Origin of the sequence: Micromonospora sp. HNM0581, from assembly GCF_012726175.1 — a bacterium.
Classification (GTDB): Bacteria; Actinomycetota; Actinomycetes; order Mycobacteriales; family Micromonosporaceae; genus Micromonospora.
The window spans coordinates 344,855-363,716 of sequence record NZ_JAASAD010000001.1 but is presented as its reverse complement, the minus strand read 5'-3'; the positions used below and the strand labels follow the sequence as shown (position 1 = coordinate 363,716).

Here is an 18,862-nt window from a genome sequence, read left to right as displayed (position 1 = left end):
TCGTGGATCGACTCTTTTCACTGGCCGTCGTACCGTCCGGCAGGAATTTTCCCATCAGGATCGAGCGACGGATGTGAGCATCGTCGCCCGGGGCGGGGGAGGCCGGGGACGCGGACCGGGTGCGCTGATCCGAGTGGCGGCGCTGGTGGCCGCCGTGGGTGCCGCGGTGGCGATGGTGGCCAGCGGCACCGGTGTGGGTCTGGGCGCGGCCGACGAGGCCGTCCCGGTGGCCTCGGAACCGGCTGTGGCCGCGACGCTCCCCGCACCGGTGGCGTCCCCGGCTACCGTGCGGGTGTCTCCGCCACCGGTGGCGCCTGTCCTGCAGGAGCCCGGCCCGATCCCGTCGACCGGACCGGGGCGGTTCGCCTATGCCGGTGGGGCCGGCCCGGTGCTGGGTACGGCCGGTGACCTCCGGCGTTACCGGGTGGCGGTGGAGTCCGGCTCCGGCGCGGACGCGGGTGAGTTCGCACTGGCGGTTGGCGCGGCGCTCGCCGGGCCGGGCAGTTGGGTGGACAGCGGTCGGCTGCGGCTGCGTCAGGTCGACGGTGCCGACCGGCACGAGTTCACCGTCTACCTGGCCACGGCTGGGACGGCGGGTCGGATGTGCGCCGCCGGGGGGGTGGACATCCGGGTGGATGGACGGCCGTACACCTCCTGTCGTGCACCCGGCAGAGTGATCATCAATCTGGACCGGTGGCGGCTGTCGGTACCGCACTTCGTCGCGGCCGACGTGCCGCTGTCGCTCTACCGGAAGTACGTGATCAATCACGAGGTGGGGCACGAGTTGGGCAACGGCCACGAACGCTGTCCGGGCCGTGGTGAACCGGCTCCGGTGATGATGCAGCAGACGCTCTTCCTCAAGGGCTGCGTCGCCAACCCTTGGCCGTACCTGGACGGTCGGCGATACGAGGGTCCGCCACTCTGACTCGTCGTCGGCCGGTCAAAATGCGGTGAAGTGCCGGAATTAGGTGCGACGATGACGTCATGCCAACTGCACCCCTCTGGCACGATCACGACCGTCCAGATCCTTCGGGTGGGCCGTCGGATCGTCACCACCGGCCGGTCAGTGCACGCCGAACGGTGGTGACCCTGGGCGTGGTGCTGGTGCTGGCCGTCGCGGCGGCGATGCTGCTGGCCCGAACCGGTCACCGGGCGGCGGCGCCACATCAGGGTTTCGGTGACCGGATCGCGCACGGAGCAGGCGGCGACGGACAGATCAGACCGAGCCGGTACCCCTGGGTGGGTGACGGCATGTTCACGGTGGCTGGCGGCCAGACGCCGGCGCGCGGCGTGGGCGGTCCGGTGGCCCGCTACCGCGTCGCCGTCGAGCAGGGCACCGGCCAGGACCCGGCCGCCTTCGCCGCCGCAGTCGACGTAGTGCTGGCGGACCCGCGTAGCTGGATCGGCACCGGGGAGCTGCGCGTACAGCGGATCGCCGAGGCGGAGTCCGCCGACTTCACCATCTACCTCGCCACGCCGCACACCTCGGAGGCGATGTGCGCCGAGGGTGGTTTGACCACCGATGGCTACACCTCCTGCCGGCTGCCCGGTCAGGTCATCATCAACCTGGCCCGCTGGTTGGAGGCGGTACCGGACTACGCCGCACCGCTCGAGGTCTACCGGGCCTACGTGATCAACCATGAGGTCGGACACGAAATCGGGGAGGGGCACGAGGCGTGCCCCGGGCCGGGAGACCTGGCGCCGGTCATGCAGCAGCAGACGTACGGCCTGGACGGCTGCCTGCCGAACGCCTGGCCGATCCTCGCCGGCCGCCGGTACGCCGGTGAGCTGATCGGCTGACGCCGGCTCGCCGGGTATTCCCACTCCCGCATAGCGGGCGGCGTGTCCCTGCTCATGGCCGATGGCCGGGTCGGCGAGCGACAATGGCGCGGTCGCCCACCACATCGATCCCCGGGGAGAGTTCACCGTGTCGTTGCCCCCGCTCGTCGAACCCGCCGCCGAGCTGACCGTTGACGAGATCCGCCGCTACTCGCGCCACCTGATCATCCCCGACGTCGGGGTCACCGGTCAGCAGCGGCTGAAGAACGCCCGGGTGCTCTGTGTCGGCGCGGGCGGACTCGGATCGCCTGCCCTGATGTATCTGGCCGCCGCCGGGGTCGGCACCCTGGGCATCATCGACTTCGACACCGTCGACGAATCCAACCTTCAGCGTCAGATCATCCACGGGGTGTCCGACGTCGGACGCTCGAAGGCCGAGTCGGCTGCGGCGAGCATCCGCGAGATCAACCCGCTGGTGAACGTCGAGATCCACAACACCGCGCTGGACCGCGACAACGTCCGCGAGATCTTCGCCCAGTACGACCTGATCGTCGACGGCACTGACAACTTCGCTACCCGGTACATGGTCAACGACGCGGCGGTGCTGCTCGGCAAACCGTACGTCTGGGGCTCGATCTACCGCTTCGACGGCCAGGCGTCGGTGTTCTGGGCCGAGCACGGTCCCTGCTACCGCTGCCTCTACCCGGAGCCCCCGCCGCCGGGCATGGTGCCTTCCTGCGCCGAGGGCGGCGTGCTGGGCGTGCTTTGCGCCTCGATCGGCTCGATCCAGGTCAACGAGGCGATCAAGTTGCTCGCCGGCATCGGCGAGCCGCTGGTCGGCCGGCTGATGGTCTACGACGCCCTGGAGATGAGCTACCGGAAGATCAAAGTTCGGAAGGACCCGAACTGCGTACTCTGCGGCGAACGCCCCACACTCACCGACCTGATGGAGGACTACGAGGACTTCTGCGGCGCGGTGTCGGTGGAAGCCCAGGAAGCGGTGGTCGACGCGACCATCACCGCGGCCGAACTGAAGGAGTGGCAGGACGCGGGCAAGGACATCTTTCTCGTCGACGTCCGGGAGCCGGCCGAGTACGAAATCGTCCGCATCCCCGGCGCCACCCTGATCCCCAAGGGCGAGATCCTCTCCGGCACGGCACTGTCCGAGTTTCCGCAGGACCGGCAGATCGTTCTGCACTGCAAGTCCGGCATCCGCTCCGCCGAGGCGTTGGCCGCGCTGAAGGCGGCCGGATTCCGCGACGCCGTGCACGTACAGGGCGGCGTGCTCTCCTGGATCAAGCAGATCGATCCGTCGCTGCCCGCCTACTGAGAGAAGGGCCTCTGCCTGCTGACCCCGTCAGGTGGAGCAGGGGCCCCTTCTGACTCCTGCCCTCGGTCCGACTCACCTATCCGTACTCCTGAGGCGGGATCACGGTTACGTCGGTAGCGTGGCCGCCGTGGTCGACATCGATGCCGCGATCGGGTTCGTGGTGGCGCACGGGGACGCGGTGGAGCGTGCCCGCATGTCCTGGCTGCGTACCGGCGCGCAGCCACCGCCGGAAGTGTTCGACAGCGCCGAGGTGGGCCAGACACCCGGCGGTGGCTGGCCGGCGTCCTGGGGCGACGAGGTCGCCTCGGTCGACGCGACCTGCTTCCGCCTCGCGGAACTGGACGACCTCGGTGCGCTGGGCCGCCCGAGCGCCCGGCGGGCGCTGGACTGGCTCGCCGCAGCCCAGCGACGTGACGGCTGTTGGGAGGAGGACGAAGCCCTGGCCGACTCCGCACCCGAGTGGGCCCGTCCGGGTAGCCCGGAGGCGAAAATGTACCTCACCGCCAACGCCGCCTTCTGGTTGACCGCAGCGGGTCTGGACGCGCGGGCCGCCGGCCCGTTGGATCACCGGGTCGGTGGGGCGTACGCCGGGGTGGTGCAGGCCGCCAGCCAGGCGCTCGCTGCCCAGTTGCGCCCCGACGGGAGTTGGCCGTCCTTCCTGGCCACCGGTTGGCTGAGCGCGGCAGTCCTGCACCGGCAGCAGATGTTCTACGAGTCGGCACAGATCAAGGCGGTGCTGGCGGAGCGGCTGCCGGAGGCGTCGGCGGCCGACGCCGCCTGGCTAGGCGTGACGCTGCACCGGGTGGGCGTCGATCTTCAGGAATGGACGCTGGTGGCCGCCCGACGCCGGCTCACCGAGACGCAGCGTAGTGACGGCGGGTGGACCAGCGACGACGGCCACCAGTTCGACGTGCACACCACGCTCGCCGTCATCCGTGCCTTTCGCTGAGGCCAGGGTCAGGGGCGTAGCTGGCCGGTGCCGGTGACGACGTACTTGGTGCTGGTCAACTCGGGTAGGCCCATCGGACCACGGGCGTGCAGCTTCTGGGTGGAGATGCCGATCTCGGCACCGAAGCCGAACTCGCCGCCGTCAGTGAACCGGGTCGAGGCGTTCACCATCACGGCCGCCGAGTCGACCCGCGCCGCGAATTCCCGGGCGGCCGACTGGGAGTCGGTGACGATCGCCTCGGTGTGGCCGCTGCCGTACCGCCCGATGTGCGCGACCGCCGCGTCCAGCGAGTCCACGACAGCAGCGGAGATGTCCGCGGCGAGGTACTCGGTACCGAAATCCTCCTCGGTTGCCGGGACCACGGCGTCGGAGTGGGCGGCCACCCGTGCGTCGCCGTGCACGGTCACGCCGGCCTCGGCGAACGCGGCCAGCATCACCGGTAGGAAGGCATCGGCGACGTCGGCGTGCACCAGCAGCGACTCGGCGGTGTTGCAGGTGGACAGGCGCTGCGTCTTCGCGTTGAGCGTTATCGCGACAGCCATCGACACGTCGGCGGTGGCGTCCACGTAGACATGGCAGTTACCCACCCCGGTCTCGATGACCGGGACGGTCGACTCCTCGACCACGGCGCGGATCAGCGACGCTCCGCCGCGCGGAATCAGCACGTCGACCAGGCCCCGGGCCCGCATCAACTCCTTCACCGAGTCGCGGGAACTGGCATCGACCAGCTGCACCGCGTCGGTGGGTAGGCCGGCCGCTGCGATTGCGTCGCGCAGCACCGAGACCAGCGCCGCGTTGGAGTGCGCGGCCGAGGAGGAACCCCGCAGCAGCGCGGCGTTGCCGGCTTTCAGGCAGATCCCGGCGGCGTCCACCGTCACGTTGGGTCGCCCCTCGTAGATGATGCCGACCACCCCGAACGGCACCCGCAGTTGCCGCAGCTCCAACCCGTTGGGCAGGGTCGAGCCGCGGACCACCTCGCCGACCGGGTCGGGCAGCGCCGCCATCTGGCGCAGCGCGTCGGCGATGTCGGCAATCCGCCCTTCGTCGAGGGCGAGCCGGTCCAGCACGGCCGCGCCCAGTCCGGCGTCACGCCCTGCTGCCAGGTCCGCGGCGTTCGCCGCCAGGATCTCCGGGGTACGCGCCACAAGCGCGTCGGCCATCGCGTGCAGCGCTGCGTCCTTGGCGGTACGCGTCGCCACGGCCAGCGTCTGCGCCGCCGTTCGCGCCCGGCGGGCCTGCTCACTCACGCGCATTTCCTACTCCTTGAAGGTAAGGAAGGGCACCCTGTCGTAGCCCTCGTGTACAGGAAGGGCCCTTGCGATCACTTCGGCCGGCTCACAGCAGCACCAGATCGTCGCGGTGGACGACCTCCCGTTCGTACGCCGGTCCGAGTGCCGCGGCGAGGTCGGCGGTGGAACGCCCGAGCAGGCCGGGCAGCTCCACCGCGTCGTAGTTGACCAGCCCCCGGGCCACGGGTGCGCCGGAGGTGTCGACGAGGTCAACCGGGTCGCCGGCGGTGAACGTGCCGTCCACGGCGGTGATCCCGGCGGGCAGCAGCGACTTGCGTCGTCCCACCACCGCGGCAACCGCACCGGGGTCGAGGTGTAGCCGGCCCCGTGGCGCGGTGGCGTGGGCGAGCCAGAACAGTCGGGCGGCGGGGCGTCGAGGGCTGGGGTGGAAGAAGGTGCCGACCGATTCACCGGCAAGCGCGGCGACTGCCTGGGCGGCGGAGGTGAGCACCACCGGGATGCCGAAACCGGTGGCGATCCGGGCCGCCTCGACCTTGGTCACCATGCCGCCGGTGCCGACTCCCGCGCGGCCACTACCGCCGATCTCGACTCCGACCAGGTCGGTCTCGTCGCGTACCTCGGCGATGCGGTGGGAGCCGGGTCGGGTCGGGTCGCCGGTCCATAGGGCGTCGACATCGGAGAGGAGCACCAGGAGGTCGGCGTCGACGAGCGCGGCGACCAGCGCGGCCAGCCGGTCGTTGTCGCCGAACCGGATCTCCTCGGTGGCGACCGTGTCGTTCTCGTTGACGATCGGCACTGCCCGCAGGTCGAGCAGCTTGCGCAGGGTGCGGTACGCGTTGCGGTAATGCGCTCGACGGGTCACGTCGTCGACGGTGAGCAGCACCTGTCCCACGGTGCGGCCTTGTCGGGCGAAGGCGGCGGCGTACCGCCCGATCAGCAGGCCCTGCCCGACGCTTGCGGCGGCCTGCTGGGTGGCCAGGTCGTGTGGGCGTCGGGGCAGCCCGAGCGGGGTGAGGCCGGCGGCGATCGCGCCGGAGGAGACCAGCACCACCTCGCGGCCGTCGGCGGCCCGCAGGCCGAGAGCGTCGACTAGGGCGTCCACCCGCTCGTCGTCCAGTCCGCCGGTGGCGGTGGTCAACGAGGATGACCCGATCTTGACGACGACCCGCCGGGCCGCAGTGACTGCGTCGCGCACCCGCCCATTCTGCGCTGTCGTCGCGGCGGGGCCCGCCGCCGTTCCCATAGTCTGGCCACTTGTGACACCTGACGAGTACGTCGAGGCAGTGCTGGAACTGGTCGACCGGATCCCTGCGGGCCGGGTGATGTCCTACGGTGCGGTCGCCGACGCCTTGGCCGAGCGTTCCGGACGGATGTCGGCTCGGCTGGTCGGGGTGATCATGGCGCGTCACGGTGGTGGGGCTGCGTGGCATCGGGTGGTGAATGCGTCGGGTGGGTTGCCGCCCAGGTTGGCCCGCGAAGCGGGGGCGCGTTGGCTGGCTGAGGGGACACCGCTGCGCGGGACCGGGGTGGACATGCGGTCGGCTGTGTGGTGGCCCGGAGAGGGGATGTGACCTCCGCCATAACGTAGCGGGGCGGATCTCCGACCGCACCCGATCGCCTTGGGGCGCCCGCCGTCCTTTCCTGCTCGTCGGAGGGCTGGCACTTGCCGTGCTGTTCGGTGCCATCTTCACCGCGCCGTCCGGTGCCGGTCCGGCAGCCGGGGCGTACGTCGCCGTCGCCTTCCTGGCCACCGCGACGGCCTTCGCCTTCTTCCAGGTGCCGTACGTGGCGATGCCGGCCGAACTGACCGGTGACTACGCCGAACGCACCCGGCTGATGACCTGGCGTATCGCGGTGCTGGCGCTGGCCATCCTGGTTGCCGGTGCGGTGGCGCCGTTGGTGCGCGACGCGGCCGGTGGGGGTGTTCCCGGGCTCCGCTGGATGGGGGAGCGGACACCGCCTGTCGGTGCCCTCCGCCTGGACGGTGGCGGACGCATACCCGGGCAACTGTGATTGACTGTCGGGGACAGTGGAGGGAGACCCGAGGTGCAGTTGCCGGCCGTGCTCGGCGAGCCGATCAGGTTCGTGCTCAACTGGGGCCGCCGCTACTCGCTCTGGGTGTTCAACTTCGGTCTGGCCTGCTGCGCGATCGAGTTCATCGCGACCAGCATGTCCCGCCACGACTTCATGCGACTCGGTGTGATCCCGTTCGCCCACGGCCCCCGGCAGGCCGACCTCATGGTCGTTTCCGGCACCGTCACCGACAAGATGGCCCCGGCGATCAAGCGACTCTACGACCAGATGCCCGAGCCGAAGTACGTGATCTCGTTCGGTGCCTGCTCCAACTGCGGCGGCCCCTACTGGGACTCGTACTCGGTGACCAAGGGGGTCGACCAGATCATCCCGGTCGATGTCTACGTGCCCGGCTGCCCGCCTCGGCCGGAGGCGCTGCTGCACGGCATCCTCCGCCTGCAGGAAAAGATCGCCGCCGAGCGATCCGGCATCGGCGGCGTGTCGCGGCCCGACCCGCTCGCCGCGCCGGTCGATGCCCCACCCAGCGATGGCGCACCGGCCCGTTCCGTCGCAGCCCTGACCTCGCCGCCGGTTCGCCCGCCGAGCGCCTGAAACTCCGGCGCACCGATCATCTGCTGTCGCCGACCTGTTCCCACGACAGCCGGCTGCCCGGCAGCCGACCCGGTGACCCCACGTCCGCCCGAGCCTTTCAGGCGGCGAAGTCGAGCACGACCTTGATGTCCTGGGGTCCGGGGGAGTAGGCGGTGGCGTGATCGGCGAGCGGCACCCGACGGGTGATCAGCGAAGCGAGCCAGGCCGGGTCGGCCTTGGACAGTGCCTCGGCGGCACCCTCCCAGTGCCGCCGGTTGGCGTTCACCGCGCCGAAGACGACGTTGTTCTCCAGCACGAGAGTCCGGTTCAGCGCACCTGCGTCGAAGTCGATGGTCCGCCCACCGCTCGACACGCCGGCCAGACAGACGATCCCGTTCGGACCCACCTTGCACATCGCCTCGAGCACCACCACAGGTGCGCCGGTGCACTCGACGATGACGTCCGGTTCGAGATCGAGCTGATCGAGCGGCGCGCAGTGGTACGTGGCACCGAGTGCGCCGGCAAGCGCCGGCTTCGGGCCCTCCGTGGCCAGGTCGAGCACGTGCACGGAGAGACCCCGTTGGCTGGCCAGCAGCGCGGCGAGCAGGCCGATCGGCCCGGCACCGGTGATCAGCGCCGTGCGCGGCTGCCACTCCGCCCGTAGTCCGATCCGGTCGACGTGGTCCCATGCCTTGACCATCACGCTCGTCGGTTCGAGGAGCACGCCCACCTCGATCAGCGAGGGATCGAGTCCCACCGCGAAACGGGGCTGCAACCGCCACCGCTCGCGGGCGAAGCCCGGCAGCGCCTTGATGCCGTGCTCGGTGAACAAGCCGTTGCGGCACATGTCCCACTCACCGGCCGCACAGTTCGGGCAGGGCATCGGATCGGGATGTCGAACGATTCCGGCTACCAGGTCACCTGGCTGCAGGGTGCCGGTCGGATCTTCGAGCACCCGACCCAGTGACTCGTGACCGAGCACCAGGTGGTCGGTGTCAGGCGGCGCCTCACCGTACTTCCCCTCGATGATCTCGATGTCGGTTCCGCAGACGCCCACCGAGAGGGCCTCCACCAGGATCGGCCCCTCTTCGGGGGCCGGTTCCGGGTGATCGTCGCGTAGCCGCAGCGAACCGGGGACTCCGGGGATGACGGTCAGAGCGCGCACAGGTCCATCCTGGTGGTCGCCGGTAAGCCGGCACCGGCGAAGCTCACCGGAATCACCCGCCCGCGTGCACGGCAGGGTCGATCGGCTGCCGTGGGGCTCACCTCGGTTGCGGCCGAGGGCTCGGGCAGCAGGGCCTAGGATCGGCGGCATGACACCGGATGAGGTCGGCCAGCGGCTCGTCGCGCTGCTCGCACCCGTCGAGGCCACCGTGACGGTCTCCGGCGGTCAGGTCCACGCCCGGGCCACCGTCGACGTGCCCGCGCACGCCTGGCGGGCCGCGCTGCTGGCGGCCCGTGACGACAGTGAGCTGGCCTTCGACTACTTCGACTGGTTGTCGGCGGTCGACGAGTTGGTCGACGGGTTCGACGTGGTGGCCCACCTCTGGTCCACTCCGCACCGACACGGGGTGCTGCTGCGTGCCCGGGTGCCGCGTCAGGCGCCGACGGTCGACTCCGTGGTCGCGGTCTATCCGGGTGCCGACTGGCACGAGCGGGAGACCCACGAGATGTTCGGTATCGGCTTCGCTGGGCACGCCGACCTGCGTCCGCTGCTGCTGCCACCCGAATTCGAGGGGCATCCGTTGCGTAAGGAGTTCGTACTCGCCTCCCGGGTGGCGAAACCCTGGCCGGGTGCCAAGGAACCGGGTGAGTCGGAAGCCGGCGGCGCACGTCGTCCGATTCGACCACCGGGCGTACCCGCGCCGGGCGAGTGGGGAGTCGTGCCGACTCCCGCCGGTGCCGGTGGGGTGGGGGAGGGCCCGCGCGGGGGTGCCCCGGCCCGTCCGGCCCGGGAGCGTCCGGCCCGTCCGGCACCGGGCATGCGCGGCCGCCCGACCGCCGACGAGGAAGGCAGGGCCTGATGCCGCTCTGGCTGGAGCTGGTCGTCCGGATCGGTGGTGTGCTGGCCGCCTTCCTTGTCCTCCCGCTGCTGGTGGGGCAGGCGGAGCACAAGGTGATGGCCCACATGCAGGGCCGGCTCGGCCCGATGTACGCGGGCGGGTTCCACGGTTGGGCGCAGTTGATCGCCGACGGGGTGAAGTTCGTCCAGAAGGAGGACGTGACCCCCCGCGCGGCGGATCGGCCGGTGTTCCGACTGGCTCCGGCGGTGGCGCTGATGCCGTACCTGCTGGCCCTGCTGGTGATCCCGCTCGGTCCGAACGACCTGGTGGGGCAGCCGCTGGACATCGGCCTCTTCTTCGTGCTCGCGGTGGTCGGCGTGGGTGTGCTTGCCGTGCTGATGTCGGCCTGGGCCTCGGCCAACAAGTACAGCCTGCTCGGTGGGTTACGTGGTGCGGCGCAGTTGCTCGGCTACGAGCTGCCGTTGGTGCTGGCCGCCGCGTCGGTGGCGATGGCCGCCGGCACGCTCAGCCTCTCCGGAATCGTCGAGGCGTGGCAGCCGTGGTGGCTGCTCTGGCAGGCACCAGCGATGGTGATCTTCTTCGTGGCCGGCCTGGCGGAGATCCGCCGCCCGCCCTTCGACATGCCGGTAGCCGACTCGGAACTGGTCTTCGGCTATCTGACCGAGTACACCGGCCTGCGCTTCGCGTTCCTGTTGCTGGCCGAGTACGTCGGCATCGTGGTGATCGCCGCGCTCACCACCGTGCTGTTCCTCGGTGGCTGGCAGGGCCCGTTCGCCGATGCGCAGCTCGGCTGGTTGTGGACCCTGCTCAAGGTCGCCGCAGTCAGCTTTGTGATCATCTGGCTGCGGGTGTCCTTTCCCCGACTTCGCGAGGATCAGCTCCAGCGGCTCTGCTGGCTCGTCCTCGTCCCCGCGGCGCTGGCCCAGCTCGTCCTCACCACCGCTGTCCGCCTGGCTCTCTGACCGGCCATCCCGGCACTAACGTCTGCTCTCCCCGACCACGAACCTGATCACGCTGGCGGCGGCGGGAACGTCGGCACCGAGCAGGCCGGACGGCCGCCGCCGTCGTCCCGCCCCGCGGGGCGGGACGACGCAAGCATGACCGGGAGTGCGGTGCGGGTCAGCTCAGGGGAGTGTGGGCGGGGTCGACGCGTTCGGTGGAGGCGGGCGGCTCGGGTGGGGTGCCGTCGCCGAAGGGGCGCCCACCGAGAGACTCGCGGTCGTGCGGGGTCAGCCAGTTCGACAGGTCGGGGCCGAGCGGGACCACGCCCGTCGGGTTGATGTCCCGGTGCACCTCGTAGTAGTGCCGTTTGATGTGGTCGAAGTCGATGGTGTCGCCGAAGCCGGGCGTGGTGAACAGGTCCCGGGCGTACGCCCACAGCACCGGCATCTCGCTGAGCTTCTGCCGGTTGCACTTGAAGTGGCCGTGGTAGACGGGGTCGAACCGGACCAGCGTGGTGAACAGGCGCACGTCGGCTTCGGTGATGGTGTCGCCGACCAGGTAGCGCTGCCCGGCCAGCCGTTCGCTGAGCCAGTCCAGCCGGTCGAACAGCCGCCGGTACGCCCGCTCGTACGCGTCCTGGCTGCCGGCGAAGCCACACCGGTAGACGCCGTTGTTCACGTCGGCGAAAACCACCGCGTTCACCTCGTCGATCTCGGTGCGCAGGTGCTCCGGGTACAACTGCGGTGCACCGGGCCGGTGGTACGCGCCCCACTCGGTGGACAGGTCCAGGCTCATCTGGGCGTAGTCGTTCGTCACCACCTGCCCGCTGGGCACGTCCACGATGGCCGGCACGGTGATGCCCCGGGGATAGTCCGGGTAGCGCGCGAAGAACGCCTGCTGGAGACGTTCGATACCGAGTACTGGGTCCCGCCCGTCCGGGTCGAGGTCGAAGGTCCAACTGCGGGCGTCGTGGGTGGGACCGGCGACGCCCATCGAGATGGCGTCCTTGAGACCGAGCAGGCGGCGTACGATGATCAGACGGTTGGCCCACGGGCAGGCGCGACTGACCACCAGCCGGTAGCGACCCGGCTCGACCGGATAGCCGTCCCGCCCGTCGACGGTGATCCGGGTGGTGATGTAGTTCTGGTCCCGCTTGAACTCACCCGGCTCGACGTACTTTCCACCGGTGCCCTTGCCGTCCTCGCCCATGTCGCCCCAGGGTGTGCCCGACTCGTCCCGCCCATCATGGCGGATCTTCCGCCGGTCGGCTCGGTGGCCGGGCGAAAAATGGTGAAGGCCGTGTCCGCCATCCCGGCTATCCCCGGGTGGTGGTCGCGCACGCCGTGGCCACAGGGCAGGATGTTCGGCATGAGCGAGCGCGAGCGAAGCGAGGCGACCGGCCTGCCCGGCAGTGGCCTGGTCAAGGGGCTCGCCGTCACGCTGAAGACGATGACGACACGCGCCACCACCACGCAGTACCCGGACGTCGTACCTGAGCTACCGCCCCGCTCACGCGGGGTGATCGCGCTACTGGAGGAGAACTGCACGGTCTGCATGCTCTGCGCCCGCGAGTGTCCGGATTGGTGCATCTACATCGACTCGCACAAGGAGGAGGTGGCGGTGCCGGGAGCCGCCCGGGCCCGGCAGCGCAACGTACTCGACCGGTTCGACATCGACTTCTCGCTCTGCATGTACTGCGGTATCTGCATCGAGGTCTGCCCCTTCGACGCGCTCCACTGGTCGCCGGAGTTCGAGTACGCCGAGTACGACATCAAGGACCTGCTGCACGACAAGGACCACCTGGGCGAGTGGATGGCCACGGTGCCGCCGCCTCCGGCGCACGACCCGAACGGTGAGCCGGCCAAGGAGGAGACCGCCGCCGCGCGTAAGGCCGCCGTCGCGGGCGTGTCCGCGGCCCGCCCCACCGTCCCGGTGGTACGCCCCGAGCGCCGCCCGGCGCCACCCCGCGCGGACGACGGAGGTACGTCCGGGTGACCGCTGTGGACGCGTTGCTGCTCGCCCTCGGCGCGGTGGCGGTCGGCTCGGCGCTGCTCGTGGTGGCGACCCGGCACCTGGTCCGTGCCGGCCTCTACCTGGTGGTCTGTCTCGGTGCGGTGGCGGGTATGTATCTCGTGCTCGCCGCCGAACTGGTCGCCTGGGTGCAGGTGCTGATCTACGTCGGCGCGGTGGTGGTGCTACTGCTGTTCGCGGTGATGCTGACCCGTGCGCCGATCGGCGCCTCCGACGATCTGGACCGTCCCGGCTGGCCGGCCACGTTGATCGGCGGTGGGACAGGGCTCGGACTGGCGGCCTTGCTGATCGACGCGTACCGCTGGACGACGGTGCAGGTGCCCGAGGCGGGCACCGCCGAACGCCTCGGGGCGCAGGTGTTCGGCAGTTGGGTGCTGCCCTTCGAGGTGCTGTCGGTGTTACTGCTCTCGGCGCTCGTGGGCGCCATCGTGCTGTCCCGCCCCGACATCGGCACCACCCGACCTGCCCGCTCGTCGACCGGCGACGGGGACGAAGTGCCGGGCGAGCGGGGGCGGTCGCGGTGAGACCGGTCATCCCGTACGTCACCGCCGCGCTCCTGTTCGGCCTCGGCGGGTACGGCGTGCTGCGGCGACGCAACGCGGTGCTGGTGCTGATGGCCGTCGAGCTGATGCTCAACGCGGTGAATCTGATCCTGGTCACCGCCGACACCACGGCGAAGGCGGTGCTGCCACACGGCGGACAGGTCTTCGCGCTGTTCGTGATCGTGTTGGCTGCCGCCGAGATCGGGGTGGGGCTGGCGATCGTGCTCCAGCTCTACCGGATGCGGGCCAGTGTCTCCGTCGACGCGATCCCGCTGGCCGGACACCCGCCCGACGAGTCCGCCCGGGCCGCTGCCCGCCCCGGTGGTGCCGCCCCGGATCACCCACATGTCTCAGGGGACGAGCCGGAGGGCCCGCGGTGAACACCACGACGCTGCTGGGTGCGCTGCTGCCGTTCGTACCGATGACCGCCGGCTTGGCTGGCCTGCTGCTGCCCCCGTCGTCGCACACCGCCACCGGTCAAGATGCCATCCGCCGCGTCGCCGCGATCCTCGGGGTGGTCGGCGCGACCGGTTCCCTCGCCCTCGCGGTGGCTCTGCTCGTCACCGTGGACGGGCCGGCCGAGTCGTCGACCACCTGGATCGAGCTGGGCGGGCTGACCGTCACCCTCGGGGTACGCCTCGACGGTGCCGCCAGCCTGATCGCCGTCGCGGTGACCACGGTCGCCGTGGCCGTGCAGATCTACTCGATCGGCTACCTCCGGCAGGGGTCGCCCGATGAGCCCGACCACCGTTACCCGCCGTACGCCGCGCAGGTGAACCTCTTCACCGCCGCGATGCTGCTGGTGGTGGTCTCCGGGGACCTGGTCATGCTGCTGGTCGGCTGGGAGGTGATGGGACTCTGCTCGTATCTGCTCATCGCCCACGACCGGCGACTACCGGAGGCACCGGCCGCCGCGATGAAGGCGTTCCTGGTCACCCGGGTCGGTGATGTCGGCTTCCTGCTCGGCATCGCGCTGTTCGGCGTCTCGGCCGGCAGTTTCCGGATCGCCGACGTGCTCGCCCACGAACACAGCGCCGCCACGCGCACCATCGCCTGTCTGCTGCTGCTGGCCGGGGTGGCCGGTAAGAGCGCCCAGTTCCCGCTGCACACCTGGCTACCGGACGCGATGGCCGGTCCGACCCCGATCTCCGCGCTGATCCACGCCGCGACCATGGTGGCTGCGGGCGTGTACGCGGTCACCCGGCTCTGGCCGCTGTTCGAGGCCACCCCGACGGCACTTACCGTGCTCGGCGTGATGGCCTCGGTGACCCTGCTGCTCGGCGCGTTGGCCGCCACCGCACAGGACGACATCAAGCGGGTGCTCGCCTGGTCGACCGTCTCGCAGATCGGATACCTGACCGGCGCGCTCGCCGTCGGCTCCCCACCGGCTGCACTGTTCCACCTGCTCACTCACGCGGCATTCAAAGCGCTGCTGTTCCTCGCCGCAGGCGCCGTGATCCACGCCGTCGGCACCACGTTGATGTCCCGCATGGGTGGGCTACGCCACAGCATGCCCGTGACCTTCTGGTGCACCGTGATCGGGCTCGGTGCGTTGGCCGGCGTACCACCGCTGTCCGGCTTCTGGAGCAAGGAGGGCGTCCTCGCCGCCGCCGAGAAGGCCGCCCTGCACGGCGACGGTGCCGCGCCGGGCTCGGTGGGCTGGCTGGTCTGGCTCGCCGGGCTGGTCGGTGTCGCCGTCACCGCCTGGTACGCCACCCGGCTGCTGCTGTGCACCTTCTTCGGTACCCCCCGCACCCCGCTGGCCCATCCGAAGGATCCGGCGGTGGGCCCGTGGGGAACGGACCGCACACCGCACGATCCGCCGGCCGTGCTCCGCTGGCCGGTGCTGGCGTTGGCCGTCCCGGCGGCCCTGCTCGGCCTGCTCGGCTTCTCGAACTGGTTCTCCCGGCAACTGCAACCCACCCCGCCTGCCGCCTCCGACGCCATGTCGGATCTGATGCCGCCGGCCGGGCTGATCCACCTCACCCCGACGGTGCTGCTGCCGCTGGCACTGCTCGTGGTCGGCGCGGGACTTGCCTGGGCCGGTTGGCGGCGGGGTGGCGGTGCCGACCCGGTGGTGGCGCTCGGTCCACTGCGGTCGGTGTTCGCCCGCGCGTTCCGGCTAGACGACCTGCAACGAACCGTCGTCGTACGCCCGACAGTGGTGTTGGCGCGGACGGCACGTGCCGCCGACGAACGGGTGGTGGACGGCGCGGTCACCGGCACCGGACGCGCCGCCCGCAGCCTCGGCAACGGGCTCGACACCCTGCACCGGGCGGCCCTGCCCCGGGCCGCCGCTGCGGTTCTGGCCGGCGCACTGCTGCTCGGCCTGGCCGCCGCCCTGATCGGAGTGACGGCATGACGTCCGGTGGGTTCCTGCTTCTCGCGGTGCTCGCGGTACCGGCTTTCGGTGCGCTGGCGGTGGCGGCCATTCCACGCGACCGGGCCGCCCGACTGGTCGGCGTGATCGCCGCAACCCTGACCCTGGTCGCGGCGGTGGCGTTGCCCGTCGGCCGGAACCAGGGCTGGACGGCCTACGCGGCGACCGCTGCGGCAGTGCGTCCCTGGCACGCGGTGGACCTGCCCTGGGCGCCGGGCCTGGAGCTGCGCTTCCACCTGGGCGTGGACGGAATCTCCTGGCCACTCGTGGCGCTCACGGCCCTGCTCACTCTGCTCTGCTGCGTCTACACCCTGTGGCGGGTGCCGGGCCGGGGTGACGGTCGGGCCCTGGTGGCGTTGCTGCTCGTCGTCGAGGTGGGGATCCTCGGCACCTTCCTCGCCCTCGATCTGGTGCTGTTCTTCCTCTTCTTCGAGGTCGTGCTGCTGCCGATGTACGCGATCATCGTCGGGTGGGGTGGCGACGGTGCCGACCCGGCGTCACGCGACGCGGGACGGCGGGCGGGGCGCAAGTTCGCCCTCTACACCCTCTCCGGTTCGGTGCTGCTGCTGGTCGGCGTGTACGTCGTGGTGGCCGCCGCGGGCACCGCCGACATCGTGGCGTTGACCGGCGGTACCGAACTGTCCCGGACCACCCAGTTGGCCGCTTTCAGCCTGCTCGCGTTGGCTTTCGCGGTGAAGAGCCCGCTGTGGCCCCTGCACTCGTGGCTGCCCGACGCGCACACCCAGGCACCGACCGTCGGCAGCGTGCTGCTCGCCGGGGTGCTGCTCAAGATGGGCACTTACGGCCTGATCAGGGTTGCCGTCGGGGTGGCTCCCGAAGGGGCCCGCTGGGCGGCACCGGCGCTCGGTGTGCTCGCCGTCGCCGCCATCCTGATCGGTTCGCTCGTCTGCCTGGCCCAGACGGAGTTGAAACGGCTGATCGCGTACTCGAGTGTCGGACACATGGGCTTCGTGCTGCTGGGGGTAGCCACCCTGACCGCCACCGGCATCCAGGCGGCCCTCGTCGGTAACGTCGCCCACGGGATCATCACCGCCCTGTTGTTCTTCCTGGCCGGAGCGATCAAGGACCGCACCCACACCGGCGCGTTGAGTGAGCTGTCCGGGCTGCGGGAGACCGCCCCACGCCTGTCCGGGCTCCTCGCGTTCGCGGCGGTCGCCTCACTGGGACTGCCCGGGTTGGCCGGCTTCTGGGGGGAGGCGTTCGCCGTGGTCGCTGCCGTCGAGTCCGGCGGAGCGCTCTGGACCACGCTGGCGGTGTCGGCCGCGATCGGCGGAGCGTTGACGGCGGCGTACCTGCTGCGGCTGTTGCGACGGGTCACCCACGGCGAGCCCACCCCGGCGGTCGCCGTGCTAGGACCCGGCCTCGCTACAGCCGAACTTGCCGCCTGGACACCGTTGGTGCTGCTCACGTTGGCGGTCGGGCTGGCACCGACGCTGGTGCTCGGCATCGCCGAAGCCCCGGTCGAGGCTCTGGTGGGAGTGCTGCCGTGAGCGGGCCGAGTCTGGTGCAGAGCGTCGACCACGTGGCGCTGCTGCCGGCGTACGTGGCCGCCGGAACGGCCGTGCTGGTGCTCCTGGTGGACCTGCTGCTGGTCCGGGCGTCGGCCACCGTCGCGACGGCGGTCGCCGGAGCGGTCATCACTGCGGTCGCGGCGGCGGCGGTCGGTTCAGGAGCCGACCGGCGTACGTTCTGCGTCGGCACCGACTGCTCGTACGTCTTCGGGGACTGGTCGGCCCTCGTTGCCGCGCTTGTCGCGCTGCTGGTTCTCGGGGTGCTGGCGTTGTCCGGGCCGCTGCTGCGGGCCGGCAACACCCCGGTGGGGGAGTACTGCTTCCTGCTCGCCTGTTCGATGACCGGTGGCGTGGTGCTCGGCGCGGCCGGTGACCTGATCACCCTGATCGTCGCGGTGGAGGTGCTCACCCTTCCGCTGTACGTCCTGGTCGGGTTGCGTCGGGGCAGCCTGGCCAGCGCCGAGGCGGCGGTGACCTTCTTCGTGGTCAGCGTGGTCGCCACCACCCTGACCCTGCTCGGTGCCGCACTGCTCTACGCGGCCACCGGTGGGCTGCACCTGGAACGGCTGGGTACCCTGCTGGCCGACGAGGCAGTACCCGACCTTCCGTTGACCACCGTCGCGGTGATCCTTGTGGTGGCGGGACTGGCGTTCAAGGTCGCGGCGGTGCCGTTCCACGCCTGGGCACCGGCCACCTACGACGGGGCACCACTGCCGGTGGCGGCGTACCTGTCGACCGCGTCGAAGCTCGGCGGGGTGATCGCCCTGCTGGCGGTGGTCAGCCAGGCGCTGCCGCCGGAGGTCACCGGGCCGGTGCTGGCGCTGGTCGCCGCGCTGACCATGACCGTCGGCAACCTGGTGGCGCTGCGCCAGCGGCGTACCGTACGGCTGCTCGCCTGGTCCTCGGTGGCCCAGGCCGGCTACATCCTCGCTCCGCTCGGCGCGCTGGCGCTGTCGGGCGACGCGGCGGCCCGGAGCACCGCGTACGCAGCCACCGTGGCGTACGCCGTCTTCTTCGTACTGCTGGAACTGGCTGCTTTCGCCGGCGTGGTGGCTCTGCGGCCGGCTGGCGCGGACGGGGGCGACCTCGACGACCTGCGTGGCGCGGCGCGGCGACACCGGTGGGTGGGCGCCGGGCTGGCGTTCGCGCTGATCGGTCTCGCCGGCCTGCCGCCCGGCCTGGCCGGGCTGTTCGCCAAGGTCACCGTGGTCCGTTCGCTGCTCGGCGGAGGCGCCGGTTGGCTCGCCCTGGTGGTGGCGGTCAACGCGGTCATCGGCCTCGCCTACTACCTGCGAGCTGCCGCGCTGCTCTACGCGCCGGCTGGCGAAGTCACGGCCGTCGGCGTCCGACCGGCCCGCGCGGTGGCTGCGGCACTGGCGGTGACGACGGTGCTGGCTGTGATCGTCGGCTTCGCCCCGCAGATCGTCCTCGATCTCGCCGGAGGCTGAACCCCGGGTCGCCCGCCCGCCACTCAGGTAACTCGCAGTCATGGGACGGAT

General features: G+C 71.0%; 17 protein-coding genes and 2 pseudogenes. 15 read left to right on the top strand and 4 right to left on the bottom strand.

Annotated elements, in window-relative coordinates; genetic code table 11:
• The first annotated feature begins 73 nt into the window (after positions 1-73).
• From HCA58_RS01735 to HCA58_RS01720, 4 genes and pseudogenes are all read left to right on the top strand, one after another.
• Entirely contained in the window at positions 74-925 is an 852-nt protein-coding gene (locus HCA58_RS01735; RefSeq protein WP_346775842.1) for a DUF3152 domain-containing protein, read from the top strand.
• Between the two features lie 59 nt (positions 926-984).
• Entirely contained in the window at positions 985-1,800 is an 816-nt protein-coding gene (locus HCA58_RS01730) for a DUF3152 domain-containing protein (RefSeq protein ID WP_169595936.1), read from the top strand.
• Between the two features lie 54 nt (positions 1,801-1,854).
• Positions 1,855-3,109: pseudogene (gene moeZ, locus HCA58_RS01725) on the top strand (adenylyltransferase/sulfurtransferase MoeZ).
• 127 nt (positions 3,110-3,236) lie between these two features.
• Positions 3,237-4,058, top strand: a complete 822-nt coding sequence (locus tag HCA58_RS01720) for a squalene--hopene cyclase (protein ID WP_346775841.1) — start codon at positions 3,237-3,239, stop codon at positions 4,056-4,058.
• Between the two features lie 8 nt (positions 4,059-4,066).
• On the opposite strand, the gene HCA58_RS01715 is transcribed toward HCA58_RS01720, so the two are convergent.
• Positions 4,067-5,311 carry a glutamate-5-semialdehyde dehydrogenase gene (locus HCA58_RS01715; protein ID WP_169595935.1) on the bottom strand — a complete coding sequence of 415 codons (1,245 nt, stop codon included), beginning with the start codon at positions 5,309-5,311 and terminating at the stop codon, positions 4,067-4,069.
• An 82-nt stretch (positions 5,312-5,393) separates the two neighbouring features.
• A complete protein-coding gene (gene proB / locus HCA58_RS01710) occupies positions 5,394-6,503 on the bottom strand; it encodes a glutamate 5-kinase (protein ID WP_346775840.1) in 1,110 nt (369 codons plus the stop codon).
• 61 nt (positions 6,504-6,564) lie between these two features.
• Here proB and HCA58_RS01705 point away from each other — a divergent pair, with 61 nt between their 5' ends.
• The 3 genes and pseudogenes from HCA58_RS01705 (at position 6,565) to nuoB (ending at position 7,933) form a co-directional block, all read left to right on the top strand.
• A complete protein-coding gene (locus HCA58_RS01705) occupies positions 6,565-6,879 on the top strand; it encodes an MGMT family protein (protein WP_169595653.1) in 315 nt (104 codons plus the stop codon).
• 1 nt (position 6,880) lies between these two features.
• Positions 6,881-7,255: pseudogene (locus HCA58_RS01700) on the top strand (MFS transporter); the annotation flags it as partial.
• 99 nt (positions 7,256-7,354) lie between these two features.
• On the top strand, positions 7,355-7,933 hold the full coding sequence (gene nuoB / locus HCA58_RS01695) for an NADH-quinone oxidoreductase subunit NuoB (protein ID WP_169595933.1): 579 nt from the start codon (positions 7,355-7,357) through the stop codon (positions 7,931-7,933).
• Positions 7,934-8,030: 97 nt separating this feature from the next.
• On the opposite strand, the gene HCA58_RS01690 is transcribed toward nuoB, so the two are convergent.
• Positions 8,031-9,077: a glucose 1-dehydrogenase gene (locus HCA58_RS01690; protein ID WP_346775839.1), complete on the bottom strand. Its 1,047-nt coding sequence runs from the start codon at positions 9,075-9,077 to the stop codon at positions 8,031-8,033.
• A 148-nt stretch (positions 9,078-9,225) separates the two neighbouring features.
• Here HCA58_RS01690 and HCA58_RS01685 point away from each other — a divergent pair, with 148 nt between their 5' ends.
• Complete coding sequence (locus tag HCA58_RS01685) at positions 9,226-9,936, top strand: NADH-quinone oxidoreductase subunit C (RefSeq protein WP_169595931.1); 711 nt, start codon at positions 9,226-9,228, stop codon at positions 9,934-9,936.
• Positions 9,936-10,898 (top strand): complex I subunit 1 family protein, encoded by a 963-nt coding sequence (locus tag HCA58_RS01680; RefSeq protein ID WP_169595930.1) that lies wholly within the window; start codon positions 9,936-9,938, stop codon positions 10,896-10,898. Before HCA58_RS01685 ends, HCA58_RS01680 begins: the two co-directional genes overlap by 1 nt.
• Positions 10,899-11,055: 157 nt before the next feature.
• Here the strand turns inward: HCA58_RS01680 and HCA58_RS01675 are convergent, their stop codons facing one another.
• Positions 11,056-12,087, bottom strand: a complete 1,032-nt coding sequence (locus tag HCA58_RS01675) for a glutathione S-transferase C-terminal domain-containing protein (RefSeq protein WP_169595929.1) — start codon at positions 12,085-12,087, stop codon at positions 11,056-11,058.
• Positions 12,088-12,237: 150 nt separating this feature from the next.
• On the opposite strand from HCA58_RS01675, the gene HCA58_RS01670 reads away from it, so the two are divergent.
• Genes HCA58_RS01670 through HCA58_RS01645 form a run of 6 tightly spaced genes read left to right on the top strand, consistent with a single transcriptional unit; the run spans position 12,238 to position 18,811 of the window.
• Positions 12,238-12,873, top strand: coding sequence for an NADH-quinone oxidoreductase subunit I (locus HCA58_RS01670; RefSeq protein WP_169596159.1), 636 nt, complete (start codon positions 12,238-12,240; stop codon positions 12,871-12,873).
• Positions 12,870-13,433 carry an NADH-quinone oxidoreductase subunit J gene (locus HCA58_RS01665; RefSeq protein ID WP_169595928.1) on the top strand — a complete coding sequence of 188 codons (564 nt, stop codon included), beginning with the start codon at positions 12,870-12,872 and terminating at the stop codon, positions 13,431-13,433. Before HCA58_RS01670 ends, HCA58_RS01665 begins: the two co-directional genes overlap by 4 nt.
• The gene (gene nuoK, locus HCA58_RS01660; protein WP_346775838.1) at positions 13,430-13,831 is read left to right on the top strand and encodes an NADH-quinone oxidoreductase subunit NuoK; all 402 of its coding nucleotides are present in this window, start codon (positions 13,430-13,432) and stop codon (positions 13,829-13,831) included. The genes HCA58_RS01665 and nuoK overlap by 4 nt, the downstream gene beginning before the upstream one ends.
• A complete protein-coding gene (locus HCA58_RS01655) occupies positions 13,828-15,813 on the top strand; it encodes an NADH-quinone oxidoreductase subunit L (protein WP_169595927.1) in 1,986 nt (661 codons plus the stop codon). Before nuoK ends, HCA58_RS01655 begins: the two co-directional genes overlap by 4 nt.
• On the top strand, positions 15,810-17,342 hold the full coding sequence (locus tag HCA58_RS01650; RefSeq protein WP_169595926.1) for an NADH-quinone oxidoreductase subunit M: 1,533 nt from the start codon (positions 15,810-15,812) through the stop codon (positions 17,340-17,342). Before HCA58_RS01655 ends, HCA58_RS01650 begins: the two co-directional genes overlap by 4 nt.
• Positions 17,339-18,811 carry a proton-conducting transporter membrane subunit gene (locus HCA58_RS01645; protein WP_169595925.1) on the top strand — a complete coding sequence of 491 codons (1,473 nt, stop codon included), beginning with the start codon at positions 17,339-17,341 and terminating at the stop codon, positions 18,809-18,811. Before HCA58_RS01650 ends, HCA58_RS01645 begins: the two co-directional genes overlap by 4 nt.
• Positions 18,812-18,862 lie beyond the last annotated feature (51 nt).

Coding starts and splice junctions, on each gene's coding strand:
- HCA58_RS01675 (WP_169595929.1), bottom strand. CDS start 12,087: ATGGGCGAGGACGGCAAGGGCACCGGTGGAAAGTACGTCGAGCCGGGT.
- HCA58_RS01730 (WP_169595936.1), top strand. CDS start 985: ATGCCAACTGCACCCCTCTGGCACGATCACGACCGTCCAGATCCTTCG.
- HCA58_RS01670 (WP_169596159.1), top strand. CDS start 12,238: ATGTTCGGCATGAGCGAGCGCGAGCGAAGCGAGGCGACCGGCCTGCCC.
- HCA58_RS01715 (WP_169595935.1), bottom strand. CDS start 5,311: ATGCGCGTGAGTGAGCAGGCCCGCCGGGCGCGAACGGCGGCGCAGACG.
- HCA58_RS01650 (WP_169595926.1), top strand. CDS start 15,810: ATGACGTCCGGTGGGTTCCTGCTTCTCGCGGTGCTCGCGGTACCGGCT.
- HCA58_RS01680 (WP_169595930.1), top strand. CDS start 9,936: ATGCCGCTCTGGCTGGAGCTGGTCGTCCGGATCGGTGGTGTGCTGGCC.
- HCA58_RS01685 (WP_169595931.1), top strand. CDS start 9,226: ATGACACCGGATGAGGTCGGCCAGCGGCTCGTCGCGCTGCTCGCACCC.